The organism is Paenibacillus agricola, assembly GCF_011440305.1.
GTDB classification, from domain to species: domain Bacteria; phylum Bacillota; class Bacilli; order Paenibacillales; family NBRC-103111; genus Paenibacillus_S; species Paenibacillus_S agricola.
In genome coordinates, this window is the sequence record NZ_JAAOIW010000001.1 from 177,454 (window position 1) to 189,199 (window position 11,746).

The 11,746-nt window shown below is 41.1% G+C and carries 15 protein-coding genes; all 15 read right to left on the bottom strand.

All coding sequences use genetic code 11. The features are described from left to right. Positions 1-17 precede the first annotated feature (17 nt). Positions 18-494 (bottom strand): flagellar basal body-associated FliL family protein, encoded by a 477-nt coding sequence (locus G9U52_RS00860; RefSeq protein ID WP_166144770.1) that lies wholly within the window; start codon positions 492-494, stop codon positions 18-20. Further along, entirely contained in the window at positions 494-715 is a 222-nt protein-coding gene (locus tag G9U52_RS00865) for a flagellar FlbD family protein (protein WP_166144773.1), read from the bottom strand. The genes G9U52_RS00860 and G9U52_RS00865 overlap by 1 nt, the downstream gene beginning before the upstream one ends. Before the next feature lie 54 nt (positions 716-769). Next, entirely contained in the window at positions 770-1,606 is an 837-nt protein-coding gene (locus G9U52_RS00870; protein WP_166144776.1) for a flagellar hook-basal body complex protein, read from the bottom strand. Between the two features lie 89 nt (positions 1,607-1,695). Then, positions 1,696-2,073, bottom strand: a complete 378-nt coding sequence (locus tag G9U52_RS00875; protein ID WP_166144779.1) for a TIGR02530 family flagellar biosynthesis protein — start codon at positions 2,071-2,073, stop codon at positions 1,696-1,698. Next, a complete protein-coding gene (flgD, locus tag G9U52_RS00880; protein ID WP_166144782.1) occupies positions 2,070-2,525 on the bottom strand; it encodes a flagellar hook assembly protein FlgD in 456 nt (151 codons plus the stop codon). The genes G9U52_RS00875 and flgD overlap by 4 nt, the downstream gene beginning before the upstream one ends. Before the next feature lie 29 nt (positions 2,526-2,554). Continuing rightward, positions 2,555-4,129, bottom strand: a complete 1,575-nt coding sequence (locus G9U52_RS00885) for a flagellar hook-length control protein FliK (protein WP_166144785.1) — start codon at positions 4,127-4,129, stop codon at positions 2,555-2,557. Between the two features lie 24 nt (positions 4,130-4,153). Next, the gene (locus G9U52_RS00890; protein ID WP_166144788.1) at positions 4,154-5,080 is read right to left on the bottom strand and encodes a MotE family protein; all 927 of its coding nucleotides are present in this window, start codon (positions 5,078-5,080) and stop codon (positions 4,154-4,156) included. A 24-nt stretch (positions 5,081-5,104) separates the two neighbouring features. Next, positions 5,105-5,548: a flagellar export protein FliJ gene (gene fliJ / locus G9U52_RS00895; protein ID WP_166144791.1), complete on the bottom strand. Its 444-nt coding sequence runs from the start codon at positions 5,546-5,548 to the stop codon at positions 5,105-5,107. Between the two features lie 4 nt (positions 5,549-5,552). Further along, entirely contained in the window at positions 5,553-6,875 is a 1,323-nt protein-coding gene (fliI, locus tag G9U52_RS00900; protein ID WP_166144794.1) for a flagellar protein export ATPase FliI, read from the bottom strand. Continuing rightward, positions 6,876-7,697 carry a FliH/SctL family protein gene (locus tag G9U52_RS00905; RefSeq protein ID WP_166144797.1) on the bottom strand — a complete coding sequence of 274 codons (822 nt, stop codon included), beginning with the start codon at positions 7,695-7,697 and terminating at the stop codon, positions 6,876-6,878. It abuts the gene before it with no gap. Further along, a complete protein-coding gene (fliG, locus tag G9U52_RS00910; protein WP_166144800.1) occupies positions 7,690-8,706 on the bottom strand; it encodes a flagellar motor switch protein FliG in 1,017 nt (338 codons plus the stop codon). Before fliG ends, G9U52_RS00905 begins: the two co-directional genes overlap by 8 nt. 12 nt (positions 8,707-8,718) lie before the next feature. Continuing rightward, positions 8,719-10,308 carry a flagellar basal-body MS-ring/collar protein FliF gene (gene fliF, locus G9U52_RS00915; protein ID WP_166144803.1) on the bottom strand — a complete coding sequence of 530 codons (1,590 nt, stop codon included), beginning with the start codon at positions 10,306-10,308 and terminating at the stop codon, positions 8,719-8,721. Between the two features lie 46 nt (positions 10,309-10,354). Beyond that, positions 10,355-10,657, bottom strand: coding sequence for a flagellar hook-basal body complex protein FliE (gene fliE / locus G9U52_RS00920; RefSeq protein WP_166144806.1), 303 nt, complete (start codon positions 10,655-10,657; stop codon positions 10,355-10,357). A gap of 33 nt (positions 10,658-10,690) precedes the next feature. After that, positions 10,691-11,137, bottom strand: a complete 447-nt coding sequence (gene flgC / locus G9U52_RS00925) for a flagellar basal body rod protein FlgC (protein WP_166144809.1) — start codon at positions 11,135-11,137, stop codon at positions 10,691-10,693. A gap of 10 nt (positions 11,138-11,147) precedes the next feature. Further along, complete coding sequence (gene flgB / locus G9U52_RS00930) at positions 11,148-11,546, bottom strand: flagellar basal body rod protein FlgB (RefSeq protein ID WP_166144812.1); 399 nt, start codon at positions 11,544-11,546, stop codon at positions 11,148-11,150. Between the last annotated feature and the right edge of the window lie 200 nt (positions 11,547-11,746).

The window sequence follows — 11,746 nt, forward strand, 5'->3', positions numbered from 1 at the left end:
CATCTCACAGGTCATCATTATTGAAGCACATTATCCGTGATCCAGATTTGTTTGATTTTCCCGAAGGATAATAAGGGGTTCATTTTATTCATAAGGGTTGAGGTTAAATTATCCAAGCCTTTGCTGCCTTGTACTTGCTCAGGTGTCATATCCGAAAGTGTTTGTACAATGATAGCTTTCATTTTAAAATCCAGCTTTTCAAATTCATCCTTTGCCTTAATATTTTCCAATTCAATGGCAAAACTTGCTTTAATAAAGCGGTTATTCGTTGCAAGGTTTGTTAATATATCCTTGAGAATGACCGTATTAGCTTTCGTTTCGTCTGGCGTTGCCTTTTTGGTCTGTTTGACTTCACTTGCGGAATTTTGAGCTTGCTCTGTAGCATCCGTACCATTCTTCTCCATATAATTCCATAAAATAAAAGCAGCTGTTAAAATCAAAGTTATAGCAATTAATATAGCAACTACCATTAGGAACATTTTGCTTTTAAACACTAAGACCCCTCCGACTCCATACTCTTTATTGTTCCGGCAACCGCCCCTATTGATTTCATATATTCGGTTACAAGCTGAACCACATCAGCCATGGGTTCCAATACGGTAATTTTTTTACTTGTAATTAATGTAATAATCGTATCTGGTGTTTCCTCCATGCTCTCAATCAATAAAGCATTAATAATCATTTTCTTCCCATTCAAACGGGTGATTCTAATCATTTCCAGCCTCCGCTTTAAAAATTAGGGGGAGACTGGCTCCCCCTTTGTTAAGGATTAACGTTTCAGACCGACAACTTCTTGAAGGATTTCATCAGAAGTGGTTATGATACGTGCATTCGATTGAAATCCGCGTTGTGCGATAATCATTTCTGTAAACTCAGCTGTTAAATCGACATTCGACATTTCTAATTGTCCGGAAACTATTGCCCCTGTTCCTCGTGCAGCATCATTAGCAGTCCCAATTAATCCAGCGTCAGTTATACCCCCAATATTCGAATTTGGAGACTGACGGTACATATTGCCTCCAACTTTTTCTAAACCAGCAGGGTTAGGTACTTTTACAACACCTATGAATACACCAGAGTTGTTAGTAGCCCCAGTATCATCTACGGTTACAAGCTCACCTGAGCTCGAAATGGAGAAGGCTGTTATAACTCCGATATTGTCTAAATCGATGATTTCTCCTCCACTATCAGTAACAAACATTCCATCAGAAGTAACTAACTGATTATTAGCATCAATCGTAAAGTTACCAGCACGAGTCAGGTATGGATCCACTTGATCCACATTTGATTTAATTGCAAAAAATCCATCACCATCTATACGCAGGTCTGTAACAACATTAGTTGTCATTGCACTACCTGGTGTGTGAATGGTGTCAATAGCACTAATCGAAACACCTAAACCGATTTGCTTGGCGTTAACACCGCCTTGTGTTCCATCCACGGATGGGGAAACTCCAGCTACTGTTTGGCTTAAAATATCTTTAAACATAACACGTCCACCCTTAAATCCGACCGTGTTTACATTAGCAATATTGTTACCGATGACGTCCAATTTAGTTTGGAAGCCTCTCATACCTGATACTCCTGAATATAATGATCTTAACATTGATAATTGCCTCCTCATGGCTAGTTGCTTAGGTGTTGGTTGCTTCAGTCATTCCACAACCATGGGCTTCCTTATCGGTCCGGCCCTTACTATGTGATGATAACCGCACTATCGATCTTGGTAAACAAGTTGTTTTTCATTGATGCTTCGTCCATAGCCGTGACTACAGTTCGATTCTTAATGTTCACTATTAATGCGGTATCGTTTATTAACATCAATGAATCCTTTGCACCTTTAGAGGCTGCATGATCAATGGCTGCATGAATTTTGGCTAGTTGCTCCGGCTGAAATTCAATTCCTCTTTGTTGTAATCTTTGCTCAGCATGGTGGCTGAAATGTACCATTTGAGATTGCAATACTTCTTGAAAGGAGCTTTCATTATTCTTTGGCAATAGCTCCGTTCTTTTTGTATGTGGATGGCGAATACTTCCGGTGTATAACTGTCCGACAGATATCAATTCGCTCATTTCTCTGTTGCCTCCGGATTTGAGACTTTCGAAATGGAATCCAGACTAAATTGCTCTCCTTTAACCAATGCATATTGAGCACCATCTTTTACAATAATGGCTTCAACTACACCTGTTCCCACCTTAGACTCGCCCTTTTCATTAACTGATGTCCAAGTAACCTCTTTGCCAATCAGCGATGACGATTGCCCTATGGACTGCCTCATAAGCTTTAATTCTGCATTCATGTTCGTTAATTGCTCCACCGAAGTAAATTGAGCCATTTGTGCAATAAATTCCTTATCTTTCAATGGATCTGTTGGATCTTGATGTTTTAATTGTGTCATTAAGATTTTCAAAAACTCATCTTTTCCTAATTGCCCTTTAGTTGCACTATCTTTTCCTGCATTAGTAACATTGCTTTTAGCATAATAAGGGTAAACATTTTTGGTGCTGATAGGTGAATCTGCCATGTTATCACCTCCTGATATAGTTGTTAGAATTAAGCTGTTGTGTCAATTGAGGTTTTGCCCAATCCTTTAGGGGCATCCACCGATTGGACTATTTCTTGATTAACCTGATCATCCAAGGAAAGAACTTTGTCGATATCATTTCCTTTTTGCTGCTTGTTGGATTGTTGCGACTGTTGCTGGCGCTGCTCTTGGAACATACCTGATTGAAAAGCTTGATTCTGTGAAACTTCCATTCGCTCAACCTGAATGCCTTGGTTTTGTAATGTAATTTTTAATTGAGATAATTGGCTTTCTAACATTTCCCTGCCCATTGGACTATCCGCCATAAATTGTGCGACCAATTGACCGTTGTGCATCGTCAGTCTTACATCAACCTGTCCCAAGTTTTGCGGAAATAAGGAAAGCTTAGCTTCCGTAAAACCGTCTGCTTTGGTTTCCAATGTAAATGATTTAATGACGAATTGTGTCATATCTTCAACGAAATTTGGAGCCTGCATCATTATTACGGGTGCTTTTTGCATAGGTTGTGAAGATTGAACCTGCTTTAGAAATTCATGCATCGGTATGGCTTGCCCTTCATCTGACGAATCCTTTGGCATTTCTTGCAGCGGTTCGAATAAAGGGCGATCAGTATCCCCAGTATCCACCGTTAATTTAGCCTGCACAAAATTTGCGGCTAAGTACTCTAGCCTAGCATTCGCTGTCGCTACTACTTGAAAAGATGCATCATCATTCATACCCTTGGAAGCCGCTGGACGGTTGCTCATAGGAGTCACGATACTTGCCACTCTGGAGACAGATTTGTCAGCAATAAGCGGTGAAACGAGCTCTGCACTAATTATTGGATCTGCTGTAACTTTCGTTGAATCTTGAACAACAGTTGCTATTAGCTGCTGCATTTGATCCACCATAACTTGCATGGCTTTATGTGCTTGTGGTAATACAATCTTGGTATCATCCGCTTTTAAAAGCTGTTTAAACGTGTCCAATAGCTTAAAAGCATCTGTCTTCGTTATAAGTTCCTTAGCATCTTCTAATCCATGCTCCGTAGCTGCACCATTATTTGTTGTGGATTGGATGGGTACGAACAGGAGTGGATTAAGCTGCACATCGCCAGTTGAAGCACTATCGGTTAGCAATAATTGTGCGGTTAGCTCTTCATCAGTCGTAATCACTTCTGGAGTTGGAGCATGTACCATTAACATGGTTTGAATCCCTGCCAGCCATGTCTGCACATTCGGATTGTCCAAAATATCTTCGGCTTCTTCCGTGTCTGTATTTAGCATATTAATTAACAGATCTAATTGCTTGATTGAGTCCTCATTGCTTTGCCCTTCAGATGCTGCGGAATCCATTTTCAAGGTAGTCAACAATTGCACCAATATGTTGTTTAAGCCAGACAGCCCGGCTTGTGAATTCACTGGAGCTACAGCTGCTGGTGCCATAGTGATTAAACCATTTAATGTAGCTGAAAAGTCTGCTTCTGGTGAAGCCGTCATAGATGTAGAACTTGATGTAGACGCTGCACCATTGGCAACAGCTGCATTTAAATTGGAGCCATTTGTTGTATTCGTGGGCATTGTAATTTGAGCTTGAATCTCCATATTTTTTTCACCTCCCTTCAAATGTTATTGTACTAAACGAGTCGAGATAAGCGCTGCGGTTTCTTTAGATTGTTCAGATATAGCCGTAATAATCTTCGACCTCCCTGCACTTTCCATTGAACTCAGTATTGAAATTACTTTATCCGGATTTGAGTTTTGCATCTCCATCAGTACAATCGCTGCACTCTTAGGTGTCATGCTCGAAAAGGTTGCACCTAAATCATCCTTTGTCAGCTTTGTAGTGTCCTTAGTTTCCGGTGTAGCTGTTAGTTTTAAACGTTGCTGAAGTGCGGCGATTTGTTGGTCCTTCGCAGTGGTTTGGTCCTTCAATAAAATTGAAGCTTCCGCTGCTATTTTGGCATCCATTTTCTCTAAAACCCTTACTCGATCATCCGTCTTCATAGCATTCAGAACAAGTACCATTTCGGCTATAGTCAAATTTTCCATAATAGGTGCTGATTTAGAGGGAGACATTTTAGCATACATAGTTGCAAGCTGCTGAATCTGCGCCGCATATTCGGTATCTGTCAGCGTCTTCGATTTAATTTGTTCTTCCAATAAGCTGTTTTTGGATTGAAGCTCTTTGATCGTTTGATCTCGCTGTTGGACCGTTAAATCAATCTTCTTCAAGTCATCTTCCTTTTGCTCCAGCTTTGTGTTTAAGGCTTGTAGGTTTGCTTCTGCTGTTGGTGCTTCTGCCGCTTGGTCAGTTTGTCCCTTTTTAACAGCGGTTTTTATATCTGTTGCCTTAACCTTAGGTTCAGGGACAATACTGCTGATCACTGGTATCGTCTTAGCCGTTCGAAGCACGTTGTTCATGACGTCATAATCGAAAATGGTAAGTAATACGCCAAGCAGAACAGCAGTAAACACGAACGGTATCAGAAACCAAATGAGAAACCGTTCCATTCCCCCATATGAGGAGCTACCTTCCGCATCAACATCTGCCATCTTCATCGCCTCCATCATCTTCTGTTATGACAATCTCCTAAATCGGTTCGTCGCCATTTCATCTAGTTGTTCTTGTTCTTTTTTCAGCACAACAGCGGTAAAGCTTTGGTGTGCTTTATCTTTCGCTTTGGTCCATATCTTTTCCTCAAGCACTTTACCTGTTAACACATCTTGCTTCTTAACCATTACTCCTCTAGCATGCTGTAAGTCCTTGTTTTTGAGAACGATTCTATGGTCGACATGATCGACAAATTGCTGCAGCAGCATGATCTCAGAAATCGTTGTTCTTCCAGCAGAAATTGTGCTCAGCTGCTCTTGAAGACCATCCTTCTCGGAATGAAGCATGGTCATTGAGGATTCTTCCTCACGCACTTTGCCAATTGCTTCTGACAGCATCCATTCAGCTTGCGTCTTCTCGTTTGCTTTTAGATCGACGATTTTTTGAAAAGCGTATTTAAAGCGTTTCATGTCATCATCCTTTGTAGAATTGTTGGATTAAACTCTCTTGAGCTTCACCAAAAGTTAGCTTTTCATCCACTTTTTGCTTAGTGAAATCCCAAATCGATTGAATATGCTGCAAAGAAAGATCAATATCTGCATTTGAGCCTTTTTGGTACGCCCCTATATTGATTAAATCTTCCGAATCCTTATAAATAGACATGAGCCTCTTTAAGTTTTCAGCGGCAGACATGTGCTCTCGAGATACAATTTCTTTCATAACACGGCTGACACTAGATAAGACATCAATAGCCGGGTAATGACCCCGGTTTGCAATGGAACGATCCAAGACAATATGGCCATCCAAAATACCACGTACTGCATCCGCTATCGGCTCATTCATGTCATCACCATCGACTAGAACCGTATAGAACGCAGTTATGGAGCCTTTAGGACCCGTACCTGAACGTTCTAGCAGCTTGGGTAGCATAGCGAATACAGAAGGCGTATAACCACGTGTTGCAGGCGGTTCTCCAACAGCTAGTCCAACTTCACGCTGTGCCATAGCAAACCGCGTTACAGAATCCATCATCATCATCACATTAAGCCCACGATCCCTGAAATATTCAGCAATACTGGTGGCAATTAACGCCCCTTTGATCCGAATTAACGCAGGTTTGTCCGACGTAGCAACGATAACGACAGAACGAGCAAGACCTTCTGCTCCTAGATCACGTTCAATGAAATCCAAAACCTCACGGCCCCGCTCCCCAATAAGCGCAATCACATTTACATCTGCCGCGGTATTCCTGGCAATCATACCCATCAATGTACTTTTACCTACTCCTGAGCCTGCAAAAATACCAACACGTTGTCCTTTACCTATGGTTAACAACCCATCAATACACCTTACACCCACACTAATGGGATCCAATACCCTTGGTCTTTTTAAAGGATTGCCAGGTATGTTATTTGTCGAATAATGCGTCATTCTGGACGGCAGAAAACTACCATCCAGCGGTTGGCCTAGTCCATCCAATACTTTTCCAAGCAATTCATGACCAACCTGCACGGTTAATGGCTTACCTGTGCCTACAACATCGCAACCTGGACCTATTGAAGTTAACTCACCAAGCGGCATTAACAATACCCGATTATTCTTAAAGCCAACAACCTCCGCTTTCAATGGTACATTGGATTTAAAGGGGTATATGTAACATACATCACCAATACTTGCATCAGGGCCTTCCGACTCTACAGTTAATCCTATAACTTGTGTAACTTTTCCATTGACGCGTATCGGATCCAGTTGCCTCAAAAGCTCAAGATACTTGGAAGCCATCGGTATCGGATTCATCTAGGTTCCCTCACCTCTAACTGCAAGATGCTGTAAGGCATTCTTGATTTCTTTTAATTGCGTATCGATTCTAGCATCAATACTGCCAAATGTAGACCTGACTACGCAGCCATGGTCGTGTACAGAAGGATCTGGAATAATTTGTAGCTCCGCTTGTGAATCGATATGGAGTAAAAGCTCCTCACGTGCGTCTTGGATATAAGCGAACTGGGAAGGTGCAACGCACAAAGTAATAATACCTTGCTCTCTTCTTCGAGCCAACACTGTTCCAATCAATTCAATAACCCAATCTGATTCTAGTGTAAGCTGCTTTGAGACAATTTTTTCAGCGATAGCACAGCTCATCTCAATAAGAAACGGCTCCGATTCCTGTATAATTTGCTGTTTAAGCAAATAGGATTGTTCTAATATTTGTGACGATTCCTGCAGCATATCATTGTATTGATTACGAAGATCCGATTCCGCCTGTTGGGCGCCTTCAACGTAGCCTTGTTGGAAGCCCTCTTCCTTTAACTGGATCTGGAGCTCACTATCCGATTGTCGCCGCTCGTTCCACCACAGCTCAATTTCCGCTTGTGTTTGCTGCCTGATCGCTGCCGCTTCATCCATAGCCGCTCTAACCTGTTCTTCAGCAAAGGCTTCGGCGTCTTGAAGGATTTGCTCTTTGATTTGGGAGGCACTAGCCAACTCCTCGAGCTCCTCTTCGGATAACCCTTCATTATCATCAACCGATTCATCAATAGCCTTTGGTTGCGATGCAACTTCGACAATTTTCTTGTCATCTATCGTTACATACTGCGTGTACTTGATGACATTAGACAATAATATCATCTCCTCCGCCACGCGCAATGATAATTTCTCCTGATTCCTCTAGACGACGAATCGTTGCCACAATTCTCGTCTGTGCTTCTTCGACATCACGTAAACGGACAGGTCCCATAAATTCCATTTCTTCTCTGAACGTTTCTGCCATCCGTTTGGACATGTTTTTGAAAATGGCTTCCCGTACCTCTTCACTGGCTACTTTAAGAGCCAACTGGAGATCAGCATTCTCAATATCACGAATAATACGTTGAATCGAACGGTTATCCACATTTACTATGTCTTCAAACACGAACATTCTCTTCTTAATTTCTTCTGCAAGCTCTGGATCTTGAATCTCTAGGGAGTCAAGAATAGTTCGCTCAGTGCCTCGATCAACACCATTGAGGATTTGTACAATGGCTGCAATGCCACCCGCGTTGGTATAATCCTGTGTGACAGTTGCTGACAGCTTCTGCTCCAATACGCGCTCTACCTGGCTAATAACCTCTGGTGAGGTGCTATCCATCAAAGCAATACGTTTAGCCACATCCGCCTGCTTTTCTTGAGGCAAGGAGGATAAGATGATAGAAGACTGCTCCGGCTGGAGATAGGCTAATACCAAGGCAATCGTCTGTGAATTCTCATTCTGTATAAAGTTTAGAATTTGGGCAGGATCTGCCTTTCGGGCAAAGTCAAACGGTCTTACCTGTAAAGTTGCGGTCAAACGATTGATAATATCTAACGCCTTCTGGGATCCTAGAGCTTTTTCCAATATTTCTTTGGCGTAGGATATACCACCTTGAGAAATAAACTCTTGAGCTAGGCAGATTTGATGGAATTCGGATAAAATCGATTCCTTTTCCGAGTTATCCACCTTTCTAACATTAGCAATTTCCAATGTTAGCTGCTCGATCTCCTCATCACGAAGATGCTTGAATATCTGAGCGGATACCTCTGGACCCAAACTTATCAACAGAATGGCTGCTTTTTGACGACCTGATAATCCTTGTTGCTGAACCTTTGCCAAAAAGCATACCTCCTATTCGTCTACTAACCAAGTCCGAAGCAAATTAACAAATTCCTCTGGTTTTCTTTTGGCCAAAGTTTCGAGCTGCTTTCTGACCTGGTTATCATTAGTAACATTATCGATATCAATAGTAGGAAATTCTACCTTTGCTGGCTCTATAGCAAGCTCTTCCTCTGCTTCACGCTTCAATCTCCGACGTCTCATTAACAAATATCCGCCCAACACAAGCAATGCTAATGCAAGTCCGCCCAATCCGCCATACAATAACATGGCATTGGAGCTAACTGATTCGGCCCCCGGTCTCGCGAAGGTATGTGCAAATACCGTGACCTTCTTGTTTAAATCTTCATCTGTGATCACTTGTTTATTATCAGCAAGTGCTGCTCTTACTACGTTCACCAAGATTCGTTGAACCGCATCTTTTGTTTCTTGAGTTAAAGAATTGGGATCTTCAGGATTGGGTGGTTCAACTCCGACATTTATGGTTAAATCTTTTACAACATAAGGTGTAGCAACAATATCGTTTGAAATTCGGTTAACCTCATAGTTAACGGTTTTTTGAATCTCCTCGGAATTGGACGTACCACCATTATTACTTCCAGGATAACCTGGAACATCGGTTTGTCCCGTGCCTGGGACTCCACCAGTACCCGCACTACCATCACTATTGTAGCTTTTTTGAATTTCATTAACGGATATTTCAAGACCTTTTTGATCAACCTCATTCGGCGCAGTAACCAACTGCTGCTTAGTACTGGTTTGATCAAAATTCATTGTCGAGAAAACTTGGACGATAACCTTGTCTTTACCAAGAAGTGTTGCTAACATTTGCTGCACATTTTTTTGTACATCATTTTTAAATTGGTTATTAATGTCAAAGTTTTGCGTAGCGACGTTGGCATTCGTAACTTTGCCTTTACCTTTGGAAAATTCCAGTAGCTCCCCGTTTTGATCAGATATCGTAATGTTTTCAACTGGCAAGCCCTTAACGCTGTGAGATACCAAATTGTACATGGTATCTACTTTGGCTTGATCCAAGCTATAGCCCTGTTTAACATTGACTACAACGGAGGCCGATGCCATTTCCTTCTCTGTTCCTTTGGGTAAAAATACGGTTTCCTCAGGCAAACTAATTAGCACTTTGGAACTACTCACCGCCGTATTGGAATTAATCAGCTGCTGTAGCTCACCCTGGACCGCATTAATATATTTCACATTAAATTCTTTATCAGTGGTTCCAAACGTACTATTCTGGTTAAAAACCCCATAGCCAATATTACCCGTTTTATTGATGCCTTGGGATTCAACTGCTAATTTAACATTGGCCACCTCACTCCTGGGTACACCAATACTTTTACCGTCCTCACTTAGCTGGTAAGGAATGTTAGCTTCATCTAAATAGGTTTTTATTGCAGCAGCATCAGTGGGCTGTAAATCTGTGTAAGCCAAAGCGTATTCCGTTTTCGAAAAGTTGTAGCTAATTATTCCTATTGTTAATAGCACTAGAACAACTGTCGCTACAAAAGTAATCTTCTGAGTCTTACTAAATTGATTCCAGTATTGGGTGATCTTATTCCAAAACTGGGTTAGATTTTCATTCACTCTTCCACCCCATCTAAAGACTGCCGCTAAGATTCAAACTGCTAATTTATACTTGCATCCTCATTACTTCTTGGTAGGCCTCAATCATTTTGTTGCGTATTTGTACGGTTAATTCAAGCCCCAGAGACGCTTTTTCTGATGCAATTACAATTTGATGCACGTCTGAAATTTCACCTTTAGCAAACTTGTCATTTAGCTGATCCACTTCTTGTTGCTGAACATTCAGCTTGTTCATTGCATCCGTTAGAAAGCTTCCAAATTGTTCTGTAACTTCAGAAGCACTCATGTTTTTAGCCACTGGTAGAGGCGTAGTGACCTGCAATGGCTGCAAACCTAATTTTTCAATCATTATTAGATCCCCTTTTTCTGTTTATATTCACCATTATCTGCCTATTTCTAATGCTTTGCTGATCATCGATTTAGAAGCATTCAAGGCAGTAACATTAGCTTCATAAGAACGGGTTGCAGAAATCATATCGACCATTTCCTTAAGCACGTCAACATTGGGCATCATAACAAACCCGTTTTCATCGGAGTCTGGATGAGTCGGGTTGTAAACTTGCTTAAAGGGAGAAGTATCCTCAATGATTTGAGTTACCTTTACGCCTTCTCCGGCTGTATTTGATTGTGCATTTTGCAGTGCTTGTTCAAATGATGGCTTCTTAGGCTCAATCACAACCAGCTTTCTTTGGTAAGGAACCCATTTTCCGTCAACTAAGCGTGTTCTCGTCGAATCCGCATTAGCCAAGTTAGAGGATATAACATCCATCCGAAAACGTTGTGCAGTTAATGCAGAGGAACTAATATCAAACCCATTAGTAAGCTTCATAAGTTAACCCCTACCTCCCTTGAATAGCCATTCTAGCTTTTTTAATTTCACTACTTACTTGTTGGATCATCACGTTGTACCGAAGTTGGTTTTTGGCTAGTAACGACATTTCTGAATCGATATCCACATTATTCGAATTATTGTTAATAGTAGATAGGTTATCTTTTGTAATTTGTGGTTCAATCTGTGAAGGACGGCCAAACTTGAAATGTCTAGGATCCGTTCTGTAGCCTTCAATTGAGTTGGTGGTCAGTTGCTTCCCTAACAATTCCTCAAACTGGACTTCTGATCGTTTAAAATAAGGAGTATCCACATTGGCTACATTATCAGCTATTACCCGTTGTCGCAAAGTCGAAGCGTCTAAGGAACGCTCAAGCTGGTTAAAACCCTGCTTATTCAGAATGTTCATGTTATTTCCTGCCTTTTCGCTAAGCTAATTTGTAATATTCAACAAGTCCTTTATATAATCCTCCTTTAAACGACATTAAATTGAAATAAAATATTGAAAATGTTGCTAATCATCATAGTATAGTAGACCTATACCTATATTGAAGAATATTGGAACTTATTACAATGAGAAAAAAGCCCTATATTTTATATATAGGGCTT

What these genes read in the sequence shown, in the direction of transcription:
- G9U52_RS00865 (WP_166144773.1), bottom strand. Translation starts at nt 715, where the DNA reads ATGATTAGAATCACCCGTTTGAATGGGAAGAAAATGATTATTAATGCT.
- G9U52_RS00870 (WP_166144776.1), bottom strand. Translation starts at nt 1,606, where the DNA reads ATGTTAAGATCATTATATTCAGGAGTATCAGGTATGAGAGGCTTCCAA.
- G9U52_RS00875 (WP_166144779.1), bottom strand. Translation starts at nt 2,073, where the DNA reads ATGAGCGAATTGATATCTGTCGGACAGTTATACACCGGAAGTATTCGC.
- flgD (WP_166144782.1), bottom strand. Translation starts at nt 2,525, where the DNA reads ATGGCAGATTCACCTATCAGCACCAAAAATGTTTACCCTTATTATGCT.
- G9U52_RS00885 (WP_166144785.1), bottom strand. Translation starts at nt 4,129, where the DNA reads ATGGAGATTCAAGCTCAAATTACAATGCCCACGAATACAACAAATGGC.
- G9U52_RS00890 (WP_166144788.1), bottom strand. Translation starts at nt 5,080, where the DNA reads ATGGCAGATGTTGATGCGGAAGGTAGCTCCTCATATGGGGGAATGGAA.
- fliJ (WP_166144791.1), bottom strand. Translation starts at nt 5,548, where the DNA reads ATGAAACGCTTTAAATACGCTTTTCAAAAAATCGTCGATCTAAAAGCA.
- fliI (WP_166144794.1), bottom strand. Translation starts at nt 6,875, where the DNA reads ATGAATCCGATACCGATGGCTTCCAAGTATCTTGAGCTTTTGAGGCAA.
- fliE (WP_166144806.1), bottom strand. Translation starts at nt 10,657, where the DNA reads ATGATTGAAAAATTAGGTTTGCAGCCATTGCAGGTCACTACGCCTCTA.
- flgC (WP_166144809.1), bottom strand. Translation starts at nt 11,137, where the DNA reads ATGAAGCTTACTAATGGGTTTGATATTAGTTCCTCTGCATTAACTGCA.
- flgB (WP_166144812.1), bottom strand. Translation starts at nt 11,546, where the DNA reads ATGAACATTCTGAATAAGCAGGGTTTTAACCAGCTTGAGCGTTCCTTA.